General features: G+C 48.9%; 17 protein-coding genes and 1 pseudogene. 10 read left to right on the top strand and 8 right to left on the bottom strand.

From position 1 onward, the window contains the following. Positions 1-350: 350 nt before the first annotated feature. The 6 genes from KO473_RS01505 to KO473_RS01480 all read right to left on the bottom strand — a co-directional run bounded on the left by KO473_RS01505 (position 351) and on the right by KO473_RS01480 (position 7,090). Complete coding sequence (locus KO473_RS01505; protein ID WP_005819743.1) at positions 351-1,049, bottom strand: LytTR family DNA-binding domain-containing protein; 699 nt, start codon at positions 1,047-1,049, stop codon at positions 351-353. Then, positions 1,046-2,104, bottom strand: a complete 1,059-nt coding sequence (locus tag KO473_RS01500) for a sensor histidine kinase (RefSeq protein ID WP_005808802.1) — start codon at positions 2,102-2,104, stop codon at positions 1,046-1,048. The genes KO473_RS01505 and KO473_RS01500 overlap by 4 nt, the downstream gene beginning before the upstream one ends. A 227-nt stretch (positions 2,105-2,331) precedes the next feature. Next, on the bottom strand, positions 2,332-3,552 hold the full coding sequence (locus KO473_RS01495) for an ABC transporter permease (protein WP_005776673.1): 1,221 nt from the start codon (positions 3,550-3,552) through the stop codon (positions 2,332-2,334). Positions 3,553-3,678: 126 nt separating this feature from the next. Next, positions 3,679-4,422: an ABC transporter ATP-binding protein gene (locus KO473_RS01490; protein WP_005776674.1), complete on the bottom strand. Its 744-nt coding sequence runs from the start codon at positions 4,420-4,422 to the stop codon at positions 3,679-3,681. 2 nt (positions 4,423-4,424) lie between these two features. Further along, a complete protein-coding gene (locus KO473_RS01485; RefSeq protein WP_005808799.1) occupies positions 4,425-5,648 on the bottom strand; it encodes an efflux RND transporter periplasmic adaptor subunit in 1,224 nt (407 codons plus the stop codon). A 14-nt stretch (positions 5,649-5,662) separates the two neighbouring features. Further along, a complete protein-coding gene (locus tag KO473_RS01480; protein WP_005808797.1) occupies positions 5,663-7,090 on the bottom strand; it encodes a TolC family protein in 1,428 nt (475 codons plus the stop codon). Positions 7,091-7,549: 459 nt separating this feature from the next. Between KO473_RS01480 and KO473_RS01475 the strand changes: the two genes are divergently transcribed. The 10 genes and pseudogenes from KO473_RS01475 to KO473_RS01430 all read left to right on the top strand — a co-directional run bounded on the left by KO473_RS01475 (position 7,550) and on the right by KO473_RS01430 (position 17,794). Then, positions 7,550-8,377, top strand: a complete 828-nt coding sequence (locus KO473_RS01475) for a DUF4373 domain-containing protein (RefSeq protein WP_032543899.1) — start codon at positions 7,550-7,552, stop codon at positions 8,375-8,377. A gap of 257 nt (positions 8,378-8,634) precedes the next feature. After that, positions 8,635-8,814, top strand: a pseudogene (locus KO473_RS23305) (AAA family ATPase); the annotation flags it as partial. Between the two features lie 162 nt (positions 8,815-8,976). Continuing rightward, entirely contained in the window at positions 8,977-9,192 is a 216-nt protein-coding gene (locus KO473_RS01465; RefSeq protein WP_005776680.1) for a DUF4492 domain-containing protein, read from the top strand. 32 nt (positions 9,193-9,224) lie between these two features. Beyond that, positions 9,225-10,778, top strand: coding sequence for a cytochrome ubiquinol oxidase subunit I (locus KO473_RS01460; RefSeq protein ID WP_065739678.1), 1,554 nt, complete (start codon positions 9,225-9,227; stop codon positions 10,776-10,778). Positions 10,779-10,803: 25 nt separating this feature from the next. Next, positions 10,804-11,952 carry a cytochrome d ubiquinol oxidase subunit II gene (gene cydB, locus KO473_RS01455; RefSeq protein ID WP_005776682.1) on the top strand — a complete coding sequence of 383 codons (1,149 nt, stop codon included), beginning with the start codon at positions 10,804-10,806 and terminating at the stop codon, positions 11,950-11,952. Between the two features lie 122 nt (positions 11,953-12,074). Then, positions 12,075-13,139: an STM4015 family protein gene (locus KO473_RS01450; protein WP_122130536.1), complete on the top strand. Its 1,065-nt coding sequence runs from the start codon at positions 12,075-12,077 to the stop codon at positions 13,137-13,139. 4 nt (positions 13,140-13,143) lie between these two features. Further along, entirely contained in the window at positions 13,144-14,154 is a 1,011-nt protein-coding gene (locus KO473_RS01445) for an STM4014 family protein (protein WP_101603049.1), read from the top strand. Continuing rightward, a complete protein-coding gene (locus tag KO473_RS01440) occupies positions 14,141-14,992 on the top strand; it encodes an STM4013/SEN3800 family hydrolase (RefSeq protein WP_122130535.1) in 852 nt (283 codons plus the stop codon). The genes KO473_RS01445 and KO473_RS01440 overlap by 14 nt, the downstream gene beginning before the upstream one ends. Beyond that, positions 14,989-16,269, top strand: a complete 1,281-nt coding sequence (locus tag KO473_RS01435) for an STM4012 family radical SAM protein (protein ID WP_065739682.1) — start codon at positions 14,989-14,991, stop codon at positions 16,267-16,269. The genes KO473_RS01440 and KO473_RS01435 overlap by 4 nt, the downstream gene beginning before the upstream one ends. Before the next feature lie 13 nt (positions 16,270-16,282). Continuing rightward, positions 16,283-17,794 (top strand): STM4011 family radical SAM protein, encoded by a 1,512-nt coding sequence (locus KO473_RS01430; RefSeq protein WP_032540568.1) that lies wholly within the window; start codon positions 16,283-16,285, stop codon positions 17,792-17,794. 2 nt (positions 17,795-17,796) lie between these two features. On the opposite strand, the gene KO473_RS01425 is transcribed toward KO473_RS01430, so the two are convergent. Beyond that, positions 17,797-18,753 carry a D-2-hydroxyacid dehydrogenase gene (locus tag KO473_RS01425; protein ID WP_005776688.1) on the bottom strand — a complete coding sequence of 319 codons (957 nt, stop codon included), beginning with the start codon at positions 18,751-18,753 and terminating at the stop codon, positions 17,797-17,799. An 83-nt stretch (positions 18,754-18,836) separates the two neighbouring features. Next, complete coding sequence (locus KO473_RS01420) at positions 18,837-20,108, bottom strand: replication-associated recombination protein A (RefSeq protein ID WP_005808784.1); 1,272 nt, start codon at positions 20,106-20,108, stop codon at positions 18,837-18,839. Between the last annotated feature and the right edge of the window lie 4 nt (positions 20,109-20,112).

Genomic DNA, 20,112 nt, shown 5'->3' with positions numbered 1-20,112 from the left:
TTTTTGTTTTTGTTTTATTGCCACGGCAATGTAACGGCAATAAAACGGCAATAAAATAGCGTCAAAAGTGACGTTTTTAACTCTCTAATACAGGTACTAATGAAAATGAATATAGTTTGATTTTGTTTATAAGTAATTGATAATCAATTAATAGAAAGGGCTTCTAAATCCTCCTCTGAGGTAGAAGCCCTTCAACACAAAAACTAAACTAGACTTAACTAAACTATTCTATTCTTGGAAGTTTCACAACTTCCGTTCTGTTTGTTACAAAGATAGAGATTTTTTTGTTTATATATAAATAATAATCGACAAATGCTCACATTTTACCGATAAATCAGCTGCAAATCCTTTCAACTTCGTTCGTCAAGGAAAGCTTGGAAAGCTTGTTTGTAGCTATCGCTGACGGGGATGTAGGTCTTATCGAATACGATGCGGCCGCGGTCGATGATGCGTATTTTGTCCTTTTGGACAATGAAAGAGCGGTGTACACGTATAAAGCGGGTGGGGGGAAGCAGCTCTTCCATGGACTTCATACTCATAAGTGATAGGATGGGCTTGGGAGCATCTTCGGTATAGATTTTGATATAGTCCTTCAGGCCTTCTATGTACAATATCTTTTTGAGCTCTACCTGTACCAGTTTGTAGTCGCTCTTCACGAAAATACTGTCTATTTCCTCGGGTTTCTGAACGAGTTCGAACCACTGCAATGCCTTGTTGGCCGCCTGCAGGAAGTCGACATACGAGATGGGCTTGAGCAGGTAGTCCAGTGCGTTGACCCGGTATCCGTCGATGGCGTATTGACCGAAGGCGGTGGTAAAGACAATACGGGTACGGGCATCTACCATTTTAGAGAATTCCAGGCCGTTAAGCTCCGGCATCTGGATATCCAAAAACAGCAGGTCAATCTGATGTCCCGGAAGTTCTTTCATGGCTTGTACAGCGCTGGAATACTTTCCTGCCAGTTCAAGGAAAGGGGTTTTGTTGACGTAACTCTCCAGCAGGCTGAGTGCCAGAGGCTCGTCGTCTACTATGGCGCAATGTAGTTTCACGGCTGTGGATGATTAAATATTAATAATTTCGATATATATTCTTTGCCATCTTCAGAGATGGCTTTGTCCCATCGGTAGCGTCCGGGGTAAGACAGTTCGAGGCGCTTGCTCACCTGTTCGAGCCCGATGCCCGATCCGCTTTTATCCATATTGGTTTTGGGATGGCAGCTGTTGCGTATTTCACACCGGATCTCTTCTTTATTCTCAGAGATAAGGATGTGGATGAAGCTCGGTTCGGTAGGGGAGATGCCGTGTTTAAAGGCGTTCTCAATAAGGGAGATGAAGATCAGCGGGGCGATCTTCGTCTGGCTGTCCGGTTGTATGTCGAGTTGCGTAATGACCTCTACGTTTCCAGAGAGGCGGATACGCATTAGTTCGATGTAGTTGCGGATAAAGTCGACCTCTTTGCAGAGGGGGACGTAGTTCTGCTGGTTGTCATAAAGCACATAGCGGAGCAGCTTGCTGAGCTCCTGTACAGCCTGCTGCGCTTTGTCGCTGTCGAAGGCAATCAGTGCGTAGATGTTGTTCAGCGTATTGAGCAGGAAGTGCGGGTTGAGCTGATTGCGCAGGTTTTTCAGTTCGGCTTCGGTGCGGCTTTTTTCCGCTTCGCGGCGGGCGGCTTCGGCTTCTCCCCAGCGGGCGCTCATGCGGATGGCGGCACTCAGGCCGATGGTGAAGATAAGGCTCAGGATGTCCCGTACAAAGAAGATCCATCCGGGAGGCATGTGAGGTTTTTTTATGGGGGGGATCGGGGCATTCAGGCTTTGCCAGATGTGCAGCAGGAGGCCGATTATGCAGACCAGCAGGATGTTATAGATGATGTACTTGTTCTTCTGTTCCCGGAACAAGAGGAAGGGGACCAGCAGGAAGTAGTTCAGATAGAATACGGTGACAAAGGAGATGGGTACGGCAGAGTGGCGCAGATAGGCACTCCAATTGATGCTGTTTCCCGCACGATCGATAAAGAAGAAAGGGAAACCGAACACGATCCCCCAGCTGATAATATGTATCAGTATTTCCAGAGGGCGGCGGGCTGATGTCAGAGACTGTTTCATGGGGACAAAGATACTAATTTTAGTTTACGTTTGGGACGTTTTGAACAATGAACGATAAACGGGGATCACCACAGAGGACACAGAGTTTACTATATATATAATGTATAAAGAATATATAATAGGCAATGAAAGCAATCAGCATCATAGGCTTTACTGATAGAATATCGGGCTTTCGTCGTTCTTTATACTTTTTTTTACTTTACGTTCTCAGTGTCCTCTGTGATAGATTACTCGTATCGGATTGCCTCGATCGGGTCGAGGTCGGCTGCTTTCTTGGCCGGATACCATCCGAAGAAGACCCCGGTGACGGTGCACACAGCAAACGACAGGAATACACTCCAGGGCTGGATGAAGATGGGCCAATGGGCAACGCTTTTCACGAGCCAGCTGGCACCACACCCGATGATTACTCCGATAAGGCCGCCGGTGATACTGATCAGGATGGCTTCTATCAGGAATTGGCTCAGGATGTCGATTCCCCGTGCACCGACTGACATGCGCAGGCCGATTTCCCGGGTACGTTCGGTGACGCTGACGTACATGATGTTCATGATTCCGATTCCGCCTACCACAAGCGAGATGCCGGCGATGCAGGCAAGCAGGGTGGTCATCAGGTCGGTGGTGGAGTTGAGCATGCTGCTCAGTTCCTGCTGGCTGCGGATGGTGAAGTCATCATCGTCCCCTTCCTTGAGTTTATGATTGCGGCGGAGGAGTTCTGTGATTTCTTCCGTGGCATTGTCCGTCATATCCTCGGTGAGGGCAGAAGCGTAAATGCCTTGCAGATAGGTCTGTGCCAGCAGGCGCTTCATCACGGTGGTGTAGGGGGCCAGTACGATGTCATCCTGGTCCATACCCATGGAGTTGTAGCCTTTGGACTTCAGTACGCCCACTACGCGGAACGGGATTTTATTGAACCGGACAATGCGTCCCACGGGGTCTTCTCCACCGGGGAAAAGATTGTCTACAATGGTTTTTCCTATCACGCACACCTTGGCGCTGGACTGGATATCGGCTTCGCTGAACATCTCGCCGTTGTCGACCGAGAGCTGGCGTATCTCCAGATAGTCCGTACCCACGCCACTGACGGATGACGGATAGTTATTGTTACCGGCTATCAGTTGACCGGAGCTGGAAACATTCGGGCTGACGGCAGCTAAAAAACTGGTTTCGTCCCGCAATGATTCGTAGTCGGTCAGTTTCAGTGTCTGCATGGCACTGGGGTCCTGACGGACTCCTCCGCGCATATCTGCTCCCGGATGGATCATGATCATATTGGAGCCCATTTCGGAGATTTGTGCCTGAATGCTTTTCTTTGATCCCTGTCCGATGGCGAGCATGGTGATGACAGATGCCACACCGATAATGATTCCAAGCATCGTAAGGAATGCGCGCAGCTTGTTGTTGTTCAGGGCACGCAGGGCTATTTTAAATAAATTGGTTCCATTCATAATGGTAATGGTTTTGAGTTCACCACAGATTACACAGATATTTTAGTTTAACTCTCAGTAAAATAAATTACTAATCTGTGAGAATCCGTGTAATCTGTGGTGAGTTGTATTCATTTCTACACAGTATTATTCTTCCTGTACAGGCAGTGCGGCCAGTGCCTCGGCTGCCGAAAGAATGTTCGGGTTGACACTATCATCCTTGACCTGCCCATCGCGCAGCACAATGTTGCGGCTGCTGTATTGGGCTATTTCCGGGTTGTGCGTCACAAAGATGATGGTACGCCCCTCGGCATGCAGTTTCTGAAACAGCACCAGAATTTCAAAAGAGGTGCGTGTATCGAGGTTACCCGTCGCTTCATCCGCGAGGATGACTGCCGGATTGTTGACCAACGCGCGGGCGATGGCTACACGCTGCATTTGTCCGCCGGACATTTGGTTGGATTTATGTTCCAACCGGTCGCCCAACCCTACCGCGCGGAGGGCTTCGATGGCCCGCCGGCGCCGTTCGGAGGCGCTGACTCCCGAGTTGTACATCAGCGGGAGCTCCACATTCTCCACGGCGGTCGTCTTCGGCAGCAGGTTGTAGCTCTGAAAGACAAAGCCTATCTTGCGGTTGCGCAATACGGCGCGTTGCGGCTTGCTCATGGTACGCACCGAGATACCGTCCAGCAGATATTCTCCACTGGTGGGTGTGTCGAGGCAACCCAACGTGTTTAGCAACGTCGACTTTCCCGAACCGGAAGTACCCATGATGGTGACAAACTCCCCTTCGGTGATGGTGAACGAAACTCCGCGCAGCGCATGTACCGTTTCGTCTCCCACCCGGAAGTTGCGTTTGATGTTCTGAAGTTCGATGACTGTTTTGCTCATACTTATTTTCCTTTCTTCTTACTGCCCGGGTGGCTTGGCATGAACGGGCTTTGCTCTCCGCCACCGTCCGGTCCGGCTTCGGGTGCTACGTTTCCACCGGGCATGCTTCCGATGGTTGCTTCGGTCACTACTACCATTCCTTCGGAGGCTCCTCCGGTGATTTCGGTATTGATACCGTTGGTGATACCTGTCTGTACGGGATGTGCCGTGAATGTATTTCCTTCACGTGTCCACAGTTTATGTTCGCCCTCACAGTCTTTTACCACATCCTTGTCGCTTATCAGAGGCTTTTCCGGGGTGAAGCGCAGTGCGCGTGCGGGCACGGAGAGCACGTCTTTGCGGTCCAGGGTATAAATGGTGACATTGGCTGTCAGGCGGGGTTTCAACTTCAAGTCCGGATTGTGGGCGGAGATCACTACTTCGTAAGTGACTACAGTGGTCGACGTACTGCTCGTGCTGGTGCTGCTTGCGTCTCCCAGTCGGATTTGCGTGACCGTTCCTTCGAATACGTCGTTCGGGTAGGCATCTACGGTGAATGTAGCCCGTTGTCCTTCTTCCACACCGCCTATGTCGGCTTCATCCACATCGGCCACAACCTGCATCTGAGTCAGGTCGGCGGCAATGGTGAATAGGGTCGGTGTTTCAAATCCCGAAGCTACGGTCTGTCCTTCTTCCACATCGCGGCTGATGACCACGCCGTCGATCGGTGAAGTGATGGTGGCATACGACAGGTTGCGTTCCGCTTTGGCCAACGAAGCCTGGCTGCTCTCGAACGAGCTTTTTGCCTTTTCATAGTTGTAGAGCGACTGCTCGTAGTCGGTATCGCTGATCAGCGCCTTTTCGTGCAGTCCCCGGCTGCGTTCATAGTTCTTCTTCTGATATTCGTATTCCGCTTTCGCTCCATTGTAAGTGGCGCGTTGTGAAGCGAGTTCACTCTGCAACGTCACGCGGTCCATCTCGGCAATCAACTGTCCTTTGGTCACTGCCGCATTATAGTCCACATAGATTTTGTCGATGATTCCGGATACCTGTGTACCGACTTCCACTTCCGTTACCGGTTCGATGGTTCCTGTGGCGGTCACCGATTCGGATATCTCGCCTTTGCTCACGGTCGCCGTGGTATAGGTCACTTTGTGCTTGGCCGTCGGGCTTCCGAAGAGCCAAAGCCCTCCGCCTGCCAGTACGACGATGCCTGCGGCGATAAGGATGATCTTTTTCTTATTCATATCGTTTATACGTATTAAATGTTTTTGTTCTCTGCGGTGAGTCCTGTCAACTCGTCTCCCTGATAGAACTTCAGCAGTTGAGTGTTCAGAATGGCCATATATTTGGACTGTAGCAACTCCTGCTGTGCTTGCAGCAGATTGTTCTTCTCCGTAAGCAGTTCTACCGTATTCTTCATGCCGGCATTAAACTGTTCGCTGATCAGTTCATAGCTGGTCTGCGTGCTGCGCAACTTTTCTACAGCTGCCGCATAGCGTTGTTGTGCGCTGTTGGCATCGAGCCACAACCCTTCGATGGTCTTATACAGAGTTTTCTGTTCATCGAGCAGCGTCAGTTGGCTGGTCTGATACTGAAGTTTGGCCTTTTCTACGGCGCTTTTCGTCTGCCGGTTGTTGAAGATAGGTACGCTGATGCTGAGTCCGATGGAGTTATTCCATCCGTTTTTCACCTGTTCCCCGAAGGTGAAGTCGCTTCCGCTCGTATGGTTTGTCCCTATTCCGGCTGTCAGGCTGACGCTGGGCAGATATCCCGACCGGGCTATTCCGATGCCCAGTTCCGAAGCCTCCACACTGAGTTTGCTTGCCTCGATCTCCGGCCGTAGGGCCACGGCAGCCTGAAACACGTCTGCTTTGGTGGGCAGGGGCGACAGTACATTTTCGTCACCCAGCACAGGCAGATATATCTGCATCTCCTGTTCGCCGTCCAGTTCGAGCAGTTGTTTCAGTTGCAGTTTATAATCCTGAAGCGTGGCCTGTGCCGTGACCAGTTGATAGCGGTCGGTGCTGACTTGTGCTTCCAGTTGGGCATAGTCGCTCCGGGCGATGCTTCCCGCATCCAGCAGTTGCTTGCCGCGGTCCCGCTGGGCTTCGGATACTTGCAGGGTGTTTTCGTTCACCTTCACCGACTCGGCCGCATACAGTATTTGTATGTAGGTCTGGGCGATGGACTGCCGGATGTCATTCTCCGAAGTAGCCACGTCGAGGTCCGCCACCCGGTTGTTGAGTTTTTCCTGCTCGATGGTCTTCAGGCGTTTGCTGCCGTTGTATACGGTCCATTGTGCATTCAGCCCGTAGTTTCCGTTGTAGGTTGTCTTGTTGCTGCTCTTCAGCACTTCCGATCCGCTGATGATGCTGCTCGACTCTTGATAGGGGCGGTTCACCAGATTCTGGCTGCTGGAGAATGAAAGGCTGGGGAAGAGGGCCGCTTTGGCTGTCTTCACGTCCACCTGTGTGCTTTGTGCGTTGATTCTGTTGCGACGGATGCTGATGTTTTGCTGCAAAGCATAATCGATGCAGCTTTGCAGGTCCCACCGGGCAGGTATTGCCACCGAGTCGCTGGCCTGCATTTGCCCGGAGGTTCCGGTTTGTTGCGCCCACAATCCGCCTTCGGGCAGGGTGGCTGCCAGGCAGAGGGCTATCAGGGTGATTCTTTTTACGTTTGTCATACGCTTGGTTCTTTGATTTTACTGAAACAAAGGTACAGCGTATAAGAAAGAGGCGCAAAAGCGATAGACGGGAGCGGAGGTTTTAACGATAAAAGATGAACTATAATCGATGAATGAAGTTTACCACGGAGTGACACAGAGTTCCACAGAGAATCTTTTTTAAGATTTCCTGAGTGGGAAATGTCCCGGTGACCGGTAACTGCCCTCACAGGTAAAAAGGAGGTGTGTTTCAGGAACTTTGATAGAAGTGTGACCTGTCAGGTCACACTTCTTAAAAGGTAAATATTTACTTTTGTAAGCCGGAACGTTTAGAACGATGAACTGTATAGAAATGAATACGATTCACCACAGAGTACACGGAGGACACAGAGTTTTAATCTCTTGTTTATTAAGATGTTTAAGAGAAAGATACTCTCTGTGTTCTCTGTGTCCTCCGTGGTGAATTAAACTCAAAAACAAATGGAAAGAAAACAATTTTTTATTCTTGAGAAAGATTTCCTGAACACACGGGAAGTGGGAGACTTGATAGAAGCTCTCGGACCGGGAGGAGTGGGAGCCTATATGGCAATTCTGATCTACTTGCGTCATCAGCCTGCCTATACGACGTGTTACAGACCTTCCTTATTGAGCCAGTTGGCGCGTTGCAATAACGGTACTGTTGAGTTGTTCAGAGATGTGCTGCTCAACTTCGGGCTTTTTGATTTTGGTGAAGGAGAGGAGCCGGAGTTTCATTCTTTTTATCTGGACCGAGTGATGGAACCTATGGACCGGAGATGTGCAAGCAGCCGTCGTAATGGAGCGAAAGGAGGACGTCCGCCAAAGGTGGCTCGTACTGTGCATAATGTGATTCCGGAAGTGATGGAAGAGGTTACGGAACCTGTTGCGGAAGAACCTTTGCAACTTGCTGTGGCTGAGGAAGAAAAACCCAGAAAAACCTACAATACAATACAGAACAATACAGAACAATACAATACAACAACAGAAACAACAGAAAAGAGTAAAAGCGAAACCTCCGTGCTTGTTCCTGTTGCCGCCGCCATTGCTGCCACCACTGCCGTTGTTGGGGAGAACATACAATCTTTGTTTGGCTTCCGGACAGACCGGCGGATAAGGATGGACGAAACGCGGATCGACAGGCAATGCTGTATCGGGCATATCCCTATCGGTACGAGGCATTGGCGGGAGGATTGCAGATCTATCTCTTGTCTACCTCACTTGCTTGGAGTGTCCGGAAGAAGTGGCGATCGGAAAATAAGGGCCTCCGGCTGTCAGAGATCTGGTCCCTGACTGTCGGTGAGGTGTAGCCCGGCTGTCGGTGAGGTGTAGCCCGGCTGTCGGTGGGGTGTAGCCCGGCTGTCGGTGGGGTGTAGCCCGGCTGTCGGTGAGGGGGTGCCCGGATGGGTATCCGTCGTAAAATGTTATCTTTGCACGTATCTAAAAACACAATAGAGTCATGAATACACCCGTAACCATTCCGTTGCGGAAACTCCCGATAGGGATACAAAGTTTCGAAAAACTGCTTATCGACGAGTACGATAAACTCGTTTGGCGACTATTGGTTCACCGGCGGAACCCCTGCTTTCCTGGTGGAAATGCTGCAGAAGACCAATTTCGGTTTACGGGAGATGGAAGGAATCGAAGTGCCCTCCACTTCGCTGAACGATGACCGTGCCAATGTGGGCAATCCCATTCCTATGATTTATCAGAGTGGCTGCCTGACTATCTTTGTAATAATCAGAAACTTAGATTCGATTCTGTGTCGTTCTGTGTCCTCTGTGGTGAGTAAGAACCGTTTATTTTGCTTGTTTCATCAACATTTTTAAGATTATCTTTGTTATTATTTGTATAGACACTAATTTTGATATGTTATAAAATTACCCTGTATTATGAAGAATACACTGCTCCATATCTGGAACTTCTATGTCGAAGGTTTTCGAAGCATGACTCTGGGCCGCACCCTGTGGCTGATTATACTGGTGAAACTCTTCATCATGTTCTTCATTCTCCGCCTCTTTTTCTTTCCTAACTTTCTGAGCAGCCAGCCTACCGATAAGGACAAGGAAGAATACGTTGCAGGCGAACTGATACAACGCGGGCAATAAACGGCTGAAGTTTAACTCTAACTACTAATGATATGATTGAAAGTATTGACACTTCACTTATTGACTGGTCGAGAGCCCAATTTGCTCTGACAGCCATGTACCATTGGATTTTTGTGCCGCTCACTCTCGGCTTGGCAGTCGTTATGGGTATCATGGAAACCCTTTATTATAAAACAGGCAATGAGTTCTGGAAACGGACAGCCAAGTTTTGGATGAAGATTTTCGGTATCAACTTTGCCGTAGGTGTAGCCACGGGACTGATCCTTGAGTTTGAGTTCGGAACCAACTGGAGTAACTATTCCTGGTTTGTAGGTGATATTTTTGGCGCGCCGCTTGCCATCGAGGGCATTTTGGCTTTCTTTATGGAGGCCACGTTTATTGCCGTCATGTTTTTCGGGTGGGATAAGGTCAGCAAAGGTTTCCACCTGACTTCTACCTGGCTCACAGGACTGGGAGCTACGATCTCCGCCTGGTGGATTCTGGTAGCCAATGCCTGGATGCAGCATCCGGTAGGTATGGAGTTCAATCCCGATACAGTGCGCAACGAGATGGTCGATTTCATGGCAGTTGCCTTTTCGCCTGTCGCCGTTAATAAATTTTGCCACACGGTGCTCTCGAGTTGGGTGCTGGGAGCTGTTTTCGTGATAGGCATCAGTTGCTGGTTCTTGCTGAAGAAGAGAGACAAGGAGTTTGCCATAGCCAGCATTAAGATTGGTGCCATCTTCGGGTTGGTAGCTTCGGTGCTGACGGTGTGGACCGGCGACGGTTCCGGTTATGCCGTTGCGCAAACACAGCCGATGAAACTGGCAGCGGTAGAAGGATATTACGAAGGACAGAACGGAGCCGGGCTGGTAGCTGTCGGGGTGCTGAATCCTGATAAGAAGACTTATGACGACGGTCAGAATCCGTTTTTGTTCCGTATAGAGATTCCAAAGATGCTCTCCTTCCTGGCCGAGCGTAAAGCAGATGCTTTTGTGCCGGGCATCAAAAACATCATTGAGGGGGGATACGAACTGAAAGACGGCACGAAAGCGCTTTCGGCTGCCGAGAAAATAGAACGGGGTAAAAAAGCGATTACTGCATTGGGCACTTATCGTGAGGCTAAAAAAGACGGTGACGAGGCTGCTATGCAGCAGGCATCCGCCACGTTGAAAGAGAATGTTGCCTATTTTGGTTATGGGTATATTAAGGATGTGAACCAATTGGTTCCCAATGTGCCGCTCAACTTTTATGCTTTCCGCGTGATGGTGATCTTGGGTGGATACTTTATCCTGTTCTTCATTGCGATTCTCTTCTTTGTCTATAAGAAAGACCTGTCGCAAATGCGATGGATGCAATACATCGGACTATGGACCATTCCGTTTGCTTACATTGCCGGACAGGCAGGATGGGTAGTGGCCGAATGTGGTCGCCAGCCTTGGGCGATACGGGACATGCTGCCCACGTCGGCAGCCATCTCAAAGTTGGATGTAGGCTCTGTACAGGCCACATTCTTCATATTCCTTATTCTGTTTACGGTAATGCTGATTGCGGAAATCGGCATCATGGTCCGGGAGATCAAGAAGGGACCGGCGGCTAATCATTAATCACGAACCATTAATCATTTAAACTATGGGTACATACATTTTTCTACAACAATATTGGTGGCTGGTAGTCTCACTGCTCGGGGCTATACTCGTATTCTTGCTGTTTGTGCAGGGTGGCAACTCTCTGCTGTTTTGTTTGGGTAAAACGGAGGAGCATCGCAAGATGATGGTAAATTCCACCGGACGTAAGTGGGAATTTACGTTTACCACACTGGTCACTTTCGGTGGCGCGTTTTTTGCTTCATTTCCTCTGTTCTACAGTACCAGTTTCGGCGGCGCCTATTGGCTTTGGATGATCATTCTTTTCAGCTTCGTATTGCAGGCTGTCAGCTACGAATTTCAGAGCAAAGCGGGCAACCTGCTCGGGAAGAAGACTTACCGGACTTTTCTGGTGATCAACGGTGTGGTCGGCCCTCTGCTCTTGGGAGGTGCGGTAGCTACCTTCTTCACAGGGTCCGATTTTTATATCAATAAGGGCAATATGGTGAACGAGATTATGCCTGTCATCAGCCATTGGGGCAACGGCTGGCATGGGCTCGATGCGCTGACCAATATCTGGAATGTGATTCTGGGACTGGCCGTGTTTTTTCTGGCACGCATCCTGGGAGCTCTCTATTTCATCAATAACATAGCCGATAAGGAACTCGTCGGCAAGTGCCGTCGTTCGTTGATTGCGAATACAGCTCTGTTTCTGGTGTTCTTCCTAACTTTTGTGATCCGCACTTTGTTGGCCGACGGATATGCTGTCAATCCGGAAACAAAGGAGATCTATATGGAACCTTATAAGTATTTCAATAACTTTATCGAAATGCCGGTAGTGCTGATTATATTCCTTGCAGGGGTTGTGCTGGTGCTGTTCGGCATTGGCAAAACAATGTTGAAGAAGACATTCGATAAAGGGATCTGGTTTGCCGGCATTGGTACGGTACTCACCGTCCTGGCACTGTTGCTTACTGCCGGATATAACAATACAGCTTATTATCCGTCTTACACGGATATACAAAGCTCTCTCACCCTTGCCAACAGTTGTTCCAGCCAGTTTACGCTGAAAACCATGGCTTACGTTTCTATCTTGGTTCCGTTTGTCATCGCCTACATCTTCTACGCCTGGCGCAGCATCGACAATCGTAAGATCGATGCAAAGGAAATGGACGAAGGCGGACATGCCTACTAAGATTTTTATCAGATAGAAGTACAGGATATCGGAATTTTATTACTTTTGTAGCGATGCTTATCTGCTCTTGACAAACGAAGGCGGATAAGCATTGTTTTTATCAGTAATTAAACAGACATACTATGAAACGAGTATTTGTATTTCAAGACTTTAAGTCTCAGAAGTTCTGGAGCATCGATGTTCGGGGAACCGATGTTGTTGTGAACTATGGCAAGTTGGGAACAGACGGACAAACACAAGTAAAGAATTTCTCGTCGGTCGAAGAGGCCGAAAAGGCCGCTGCCAAATTAGTGGCGGAGAAGACGAAGAAAGGATATGTGGAAACCCGGGAAGAGGTTACCAAGGAAATGAAGGTGGAAGCTAAAAAGTATGCGCTGAGCTATGACGAGGCAGAAGAAGGTGTGAACTTGATGGATAGGATATTGAAGGATAAAAAGCTGCCGTCGCTCAGGCAGATCACGATCGGCTGTTGGGGGTATGACGGAGAGGACTGCTCGGCTATTGCCGACGGCATTGTGGCGAACAAGGAAAAGTTTGCCCATCTTGAGGGCTTGTTCTGGGGAGACATGGATTCTGAAGAACAGGAGATTTCCTGGATTGAGCAGGTGGATTTAGGTCCGGTGTTGGACGTGATGCCCTTGCTGAACAATCTCAAGATTAAAGGCACCAATAATCTGAGCATTGGCAAGAAACCTCGTCCTAACCTGAAGTCACTTGAGATTATCAGTGGTGGCCTGCCCGATTCGGTGGTGGAGGACATTCTGGGATCCGACCTCTCTAACCTTGAAAAGCTGGTCCTTTATGTAGGAGTGGAAGACTACGGATTTGAGGGTGATCTGGCTGTATTCAAGCCTCTCTTCTCCAAAGACCGTTTTCCTAAACTGAAATGGCTGGGCATTGTCGATGCGGAAGAACAAGATGCTGTTGTGGAGATGTTCCTCGAATCGGATATTCTTCCGCAACTGGAGACGATGGATATCTCTGCCGGAGTATTGACAGACAAGGGAGCACAACTGTTGCTGGATCATGTGGACAAGATCAGCCACTTGAAGTTTATCAATATGAAATACAATTACCTGAGTGACGAGATGAAAAAGGAGTTGCAGAAGGCACTGCCGGTGAAGATCGACGTTTCCGACTCACAAGAGTATGATGATGATTACAGTTTCCCAATGATTACGGAGTAAATGAATGAAGATATGTGTTGTCAGTAATTCGACTTCAAAACGTACGGACTACTTTATCAAAGCGGGTAGAAGCCTCGGGGCGGATACCTGCTTTGTCACATACGATGAGTTGATGGCTACTCTTCCGGAGTATCGTGATACGGTTGTGAAGCTGGAACCTCCGGTGTTTCAGGAAACGGACTTCCGGAAATACAATTCGCTTTGCCGGGATTACAGGGAAATGTTGAGGCGCTTAGCCGCTGTGGATAGACCGGAGGGCGTGCATATTCTGAACGAGCCGAGTGCAATTCTCTGTGCTTTGGATAAGGTCCGCACTCAGCAGAAACTGGCCGGGGCAAGCTTGAAAACAACCCCGTTGCTCTCGGCGGCACTACGCACTTTTGATGAACTGGCCGAACTGCTTTACCGGCAGAAGAGGGGAGGGTTTCTTAAACCTCGCTATGGCTCCGGAGCCGGAGGGGTAATGGCTGTCAGATACAATCATCGCCGGGACGAATGGGTGGCTTATACGACTATGCGTTGGGCGGGAGATCATGCTTGTAATGAAAAACGTATCTGCCGGTTGACAAACCGGAAAGAGATTGCTGTGCTGGCAGAAGAAGTCATGCGATGCGGAGCTGTCCTTGAAGAGTGGATGGTAAAAGAAAAACTGGAAGGGGAGAATTATGACTTGCGTGTTGTCTGTAGGGAAGATGAAGTCGACTATGTCGTGGTACGTTGTAGCAAAGGTGCCATAACCAATCTTCATCTGAACAACAAAGCAAGGCTGTTCGGAGAGCTTTCGCTTGCACCTTCCGTCCGTGAGGAGCTTTTTTGCCGGAGCATTGCCGCCACGCGGGCTCTGGGACTGCGGTATGCAGGCATAGATGTGCTGATTGCACGGAACACGGATACACCTTATATTATAGAGGTGAACGGACAGGGAGATCATATCTATCAGGATATGTTTACGGAGAATAAGATATACACCAATCAGATAAGAACGATAGAATCACTTTTCAATGGAAATAGATGAACTGCCATCCGGTAAGCAAGACCGGAAACCGGATATAGATATGAATGGAATTGTGGGCACGCATGACATACTGATGCTCTGTTTCGACACCTTGCGCTATGACGTCAGTGTGGTCGAAGAGGCTTCCGGGGGAACTCCCGTACTGAATAGCTATGGCAGTGGCTGGGAGAAGAGGCATGCTCCCGGCAATTTTACCTATCCCTCGCATTTCGCCATTTTTGCCGGATTCTTGCCTTCACCTGCCGAACCCCATGTGTTGCGCAGCCGGAAGTGGCTTTTTTTCCCTTTTCAGGCCGGCACGGGGCGCATACCTCCGGAGGGCAGTTATGCTTTTAAAGAAGCTACATTCGTACAGAGCCTGTCCAATATCGGTTATGAAACCATCTGTATCGGCGGAGTCAGCTTTTTCAGTAAACGGAATGACATCGGAAGGGTATTTCCCGGTTATTTCAATAAAAGTTACTGGCTGCCTGCTTTTGGCTGCACGGATAAGAACAGTGCCGCCAATCAGGTGGACTTTGCTGTCAGTAAACTGGAAAAGTATCCGGCGGACCGGAGAGTATTCATGTATATCAATTTCTCGGCCATCCATTATCCCAACTGCCATTATGTAGAGGGTAAGAAGAAAGACGACAAAGAGTCGCATGCTGCGGCTTTACGATACGTTGACAGTCAGTTGCCCCGCTTGTTCGAGGCTTTCAGAAGACGTTCGGATACATTGGTCATTGCTTTGTCCGATCATGGCACCTGTTATGGTGAGGACGGTTACGAGTATCACTGCATTTCCCACGAGAAGGTATATACGGTGCCTTATAAACATTTTATTCTCAGAAAATGAACGATCAGCAGCAGATTTCACGATATATCAGCTATATGTACAGTTATCCGCATAAGACGGCTTACCGTACTTTTAATCCTCCGGTCTCTCTTGCCCCTTATTTTGAACGGTTGGCAGGGGGGCAGGCAAGTCTATATTTTCATATCCCTTTCTGTGCCCATAAGTGCGGTTATTGCAATCTGTTTTCACAGCAGAGCTGTGATGGAGGGCGTATCTCGGCATATCTCCGTACGATGCGCCGTCAGGCAGAACAGTTGTCCGTGGCGGCACAAGATCTGAAATTTACTTCGTTTGCAGTTGGGGGAGGTACTCCGCTTATTCTGAACGAAAAACAGTTGGATGAACTGTTTTGCATAGCCGAGCTGTTCGGCGTACGTCCTTCGGAGGTATTCACTTCCATCGAAACTTCACCGGAGTATGCCGACAAGAAAGTTTTGCGGCAATTGCGGACGAGGGGGGTGGAACGGTTGAGCATGGGTGTACAGAGTTTCAATGATGCGGAGTTGAAAAAACTGAAAAGGAGGCCTGTGCTTGCTACCGTGATCGATGCACTTCAAAATATTCGGGAAGCGGACTTCCCGCAGTTGAACCTCGACCTGATTTATGGCATTGAGGGACAGACGGTGGATAGCTTTATTCACTCGCTTACCACTGCGCTTACTTATCGCCCCGACGAATTATTTATTTATCCTCTTTATGTCCGGCCGGGTACACGTATCGATGTACGCTCAACGGATGACATGTGTTATGCTATTTACAGGTCAGCTCGTGAACTGTTGGTGGAGCAGGGATTTGTGCAGACTTCCATGCGTCGCTTTGTTAAACGGAAAACAGTGGAACTGGAGTTCTCCTGTGGCGATGAAACCATGCTGTCCTGTGGTTCCGGGGGACGGAGCTATCTGGGAAATTTACATTATGCCACTCCATACGCTGTGCGGCAGGAAGCCATAGCCGGAGAGATAGACCGTTATATCCGGACTGCTGATTTTTTGACGGTAACCAATGGTTATTTGCTTTCCGCGGAAGAGGTACAAATAAGGTTTATTATAAAGAACCTGATGTATTATCGGGGGCTGGACACGGCGGAGTATGAACAACGTTTTGGTAAGGAGCCGGACAGAACGCTCTTCCGGGAATTTACAGACCGGGGGTGGATTGAAGAGAAAAACCGGGTTCTGCTTCTTACGGAGGAAGGAATGGCCTACTCCGATTACATCGGCCAGTCTTTTGTTTCACCTGCCGTAAGGAGACTGATGTCCGAGTATATATATCCTTGATCAACTTTGCACGATGGGGGCTTTGAGTACTATCCGGAATATCTATTATAGGGGCAGTCTGGAATATTGCAACTATACATGTTCGTATTGTCCGTTTGGCAGGAAATCCGCATCTGCCGATACGGACGGTGACCGGGAAGCGCTGCACCGTTTTATTTCACGTATCGGTCAGTGGAAGCATGGGGCGTTGCGTATTCTGATTATCCCTTATGGAGAAGCGATGATACATCGGTATTACAGAGAAGGTATCATTCGTCTGGCTGCCATGCCCCATGTGGCCGGGGTTTCTTGTCAGACCAACCTGTCCTTTTCAGTTTCCCGTTTTCTGGATGAAGTTGAAGAGGCTCGGGCAGATGTCACCAAAATCAAATTCTGGGGGAGCTACCATCCTGAGATGGCGGATGTCACAGATTTTGCGTCTAAAATAGAAAAACTGCATGCGGCTGGTATTGAGGTCTGTGCGGGAGTGGTTGGTGATCCTTCGGCAAAGGAACAGATCCGGAGGTTGAGGCTGCTGCTGGATCCGTCGGTTTACTTGTTTGTGAACGCAATGCAAGGTTTACGGAAGCCGCTTTCGGAGGAAGATGTCCGTTTTTTTAACGAGATGGATAATCTGTTCGATTATGATCGGCGGAACGCAAAAGCATGTTTGAATAATTGTTCCGGAGGCAGAGAGAGTCTGTTTGTTGACCGGGAAGGGGGGATGTATGCCTGCCCGAGAAGTGGGGTGCGGACAGGGAATTTCTACGATGATTCTGCTTCGCTCCTTCAGCCTTCTTGTCTCCGTAAAGTATGCGATTGCTATATTGCTTTCAGCAATCTGCGGGATACGCCTCTGAGAAGAATGATGGGAGAAGGGGCATTGTGGCGTATACCGGAGAGGAAAAAGGTCAGGGCTGTATTCTTTGATATTGACGGTACATTGACAGATGTGCAGGGGAGGATTCCCGGGCGTACCGTTTCTGCACTAAAATATATGTCCGGTCGCTTACCTCTGTACCTGAGTACTGCCTTGCCGATGGCACACGCCAAGAAGCGGCTTGGTGATGTGTTCGACTTGTTTTCGGGAGGGGTTTTTGCCGATGGGGGCTTTCTGTGTTATGAAGATACCGTTGAATGTGTTCCGGTTGAACATCCTGTGGCTCTTGATTTCCCCGGTTGCCGGATCACTCGTTATACTTGGAAAGGGGAAATCTTTAAGTATGCCGTGCTTGCGTCTACTGTCCGGGAAGCTACTCGGTTGTCGGCCGGATTGGAGGGGGAGGCATATCAACTGTATCAGGAAGGCCGGTTGCTGACAGTGGTGGACAGCAGGGCGGGAAAAAAGAATGGACTGATGACTCTATGTTCGAGGTTGGGAATCTCTTTGCGGGAGATTCTGGTGGTAGGTAATACGATGCACGATTGGCCGATGATGTCAGTTGCCGGTTATTCTTGTGCAGTGATGGATGCGGAAGAAGAGTTGAAGAAACTATCGGGATATATTTTGAATCCCGATAGTATTCCTGTCTTTTTTGATATCTGACTTTATTTGGCTACGTTGTTTATGGGTTTTCCACCGATGTATGCTTTCAGGTTGTCAACCAGAATGGTCATCAGACGTTCACGGGCGGCGGAAGTAGCCCAGGCTATATGCGGGGTGATATAGCAATTTCTGGCAGTCAGCAATGGGTTGTCCGCACGTGGAGGCTCGGTGGAGAGTACATCCAATCCGGCAGCATAAATCTTATAATTATTCAGGGCGTCTGCCAGGTCTTGTTCATTGATCAAAGGGCCGCGACTGGTGTTGATTAAGATGGCGTTTGGTTTCATCAGTTCAAGGCGGCGGGCATTAACCAGATCACGGGTTGATTCCGTTAACGGACAATGCAGACTGACGATGTCGCATTCACGGAAAATCTGGTCGAGTTCCGCTTTTCTGATTTCGGGAGGCAACTGAAGCCGTGACTTGGAGGTATAGGCCCACACTTTCATTCCGAACCCGATTGCGATACGGGCTGTATTATATCCGGTCTGTCCCAGTCCGATAAGACCGATTTTCTTTCCTAACAGCTCTATAAGCGGGGTATCCCAGTAACAAAAATCCTGATTCCGGGTCCACTGCCCTCCACGCACTTCGTCTGCATAGTGTTGCACTCGCTGAGTGATATTCAGGATATGGGCAAAAACCATCTGTCCGACGGATGGAGTGCTGTAAGCCGGGATGTTGGTAACCACAATACCGCGTTCTTTGGCTGCCGCAATATCAATAATGTTATATCCGGTGGCTATTACGCCGATATACTTCAGGTTAGGCAAAGAGGCCATGTGCTCTGCGGTGATCACGGCTTTGTTGGTAAGGATGGCCTCGGCGTCCTTCGCATGTGTAAGCACCTCTTCGGGGGCTGTGCGATCATAGATTTCACACTCACCTAAAGTTCTCAATTCATCCCAGTTCAGATCTCCGGGGTTGGCGGCATAACCGTCTAAAACTACTATTTTCATAAATTATTAGGTGTTAAGTATTAAGTTTGTGTACTTGAATACTGAATTAATAACTCTTTATCTAATAAAACAATTACAGGTGTTTAATAGTTCTTTTCATTTCCCCAGAGTTGTTTCATTCGTTCGGCATGTTTCTGTTCAGCCGGGTTGTGTTGGGGCTGCCATATTTGCTTATTCTTGATTTCGTCCGGCAGGAATTGCTGTTTTACGAAATTACCTTCATAATTATGGGCATATTTATATTCCTGGCCATATCCTAACTGCTTCATCAGTTTGGTGGGAGCATTGCGCAGGTGCAGAGGTACCGGTAGGTTGCCGGTTTCGCGCACCAATGCCAGTGCATCGTTGATAGCATTGTAGGCTGAGTTGCTTTTAGGGCTGGTTGCCAGATAAATGGTGGTTTCCGCCAATGGGATTCTTCCTTCCGGCCAGCCTATTTTCATCAACGTGTCAAAACAGGCATTAGCCAATAGCAGTGCATTCGGATTGGCCAGGCCAATGTCTTCCGAAGCCGAGATGACCAGACGCCTGGCAATGAATGCCGGGTCTTCTCCTCCTTCTACCATACGTGCCAGCCAGTAAATGGCACCGTCGGGATCGCTGCCCCGGATCGATTTAATAAATGCCGAAATAATATCGTAATGCATTTCGCCGTCTTTATCATAAGCCAGCGGATTCTGCTGTAAGCGTTCGGTTACCAGATCGTCAGTGATAACTACGGTCTCTTCCGTTTCCGACTCTACTACGAGTTCCAGTATATTCAGCAGCTTGCGGGCATCGCCTCCCGAAAAACGAAGCATGGCACTGGTTTCTTTCAGTTCTATTTTACGTTCTTTCAGTACGGTATCGGTAGTGATGGCACGTTGAAGCAATTCCAGCAGGTCCTCTTTTTCTAGAGACTTCAGTGTATAGAGCTGGCAACGGGAGAGGAGTGGGCGGATTACCTCAAAAGACGGGTTTTCCGTGGTGGCACCTATCAGAGTAACTGTTCCGTGCTCGACAGCTCCCAGCAACGAGTCCTGCTGAGATTTGCTGAATCGGTGTATTTCGTCGATAAACAAGATGGGGCTGGACTGAGTGAAGAATTTGTTGCTTTTGGCGCGATCTATCACTTCGCGTACGTCTTTTACGCCCGATGTTACGGCACTCAGTGTATAAAAAGGGGTTTCCAGTTTATTGGCTATTATCTGGGCCAGTGTTGTTTTACCGACTCCCGGAGGCCCCCACAGGATAAATGAAGAGATACGCCCTGCATCAATCATCTTGCGCAAGATAGCACCCGGTCCCACAAGGTGTTTCTGACCGATATAATCATCTAATGTCTTTGGCCGTAGCCTTTCCGCTAATGGTTGCATATCT

The sequence above is a fragment of the Bacteroides sp. HF-4919 genome (assembly GCF_018860125.1).
Note: the sequence above shows the minus strand (reverse complement) of the source record. Positions and strands in the feature narration are given on the sequence as shown.

Coding starts and splice junctions, on each gene's coding strand:
- KO473_RS01500 (WP_005808802.1), bottom strand. CDS start 2,104: ATGAAACAGTCTCTGACATCAGCCCGCCGCCCTCTGGAAATACTGATA.
- KO473_RS01495 (WP_005776673.1), bottom strand. CDS start 3,552: ATGAATGGAACCAATTTATTTAAAATAGCCCTGCGTGCCCTGAACAAC.
- KO473_RS01490 (WP_005776674.1), bottom strand. CDS start 4,422: ATGAGCAAAACAGTCATCGAACTTCAGAACATCAAACGCAACTTCCGG.
- KO473_RS01485 (WP_005808799.1), bottom strand. CDS start 5,648: ATGAATAAGAAAAAGATCATCCTTATCGCCGCAGGCATCGTCGTACTG.
- KO473_RS01480 (WP_005808797.1), bottom strand. CDS start 7,090: ATGACAAACGTAAAAAGAATCACCCTGATAGCCCTCTGCCTGGCAGCC.
- KO473_RS01475 (WP_032543899.1), top strand. CDS start 7,550: ATGGAAAGAAAACAATTTTTTATTCTTGAGAAAGATTTCCTGAACACA.
- KO473_RS01465 (WP_005776680.1), top strand. CDS start 8,977: ATGAAGAATACACTGCTCCATATCTGGAACTTCTATGTCGAAGGTTTT.
- KO473_RS01460 (WP_065739678.1), top strand. CDS start 9,225: ATGATTGAAAGTATTGACACTTCACTTATTGACTGGTCGAGAGCCCAA.
- cydB (WP_005776682.1), top strand. CDS start 10,804: ATGGGTACATACATTTTTCTACAACAATATTGGTGGCTGGTAGTCTCA.
- KO473_RS01450 (WP_122130536.1), top strand. CDS start 12,075: ATGAAACGAGTATTTGTATTTCAAGACTTTAAGTCTCAGAAGTTCTGG.
- KO473_RS01445 (WP_101603049.1), top strand. CDS start 13,144: ATGAAGATATGTGTTGTCAGTAATTCGACTTCAAAACGTACGGACTAC.
- KO473_RS01440 (WP_122130535.1), top strand. CDS start 14,141: ATGGAAATAGATGAACTGCCATCCGGTAAGCAAGACCGGAAACCGGAT.
- KO473_RS01435 (WP_065739682.1), top strand. CDS start 14,989: ATGAACGATCAGCAGCAGATTTCACGATATATCAGCTATATGTACAGT.
- KO473_RS01430 (WP_032540568.1), top strand. CDS start 16,283: ATGGGGGCTTTGAGTACTATCCGGAATATCTATTATAGGGGCAGTCTG.
- KO473_RS01425 (WP_005776688.1), bottom strand. CDS start 18,753: ATGAAAATAGTAGTTTTAGACGGTTATGCCGCCAACCCCGGAGATCTG.
- KO473_RS01420 (WP_005808784.1), bottom strand. CDS start 20,108: ATGCAACCATTAGCGGAAAGGCTACGGCCAAAGACATTAGATGATTAT.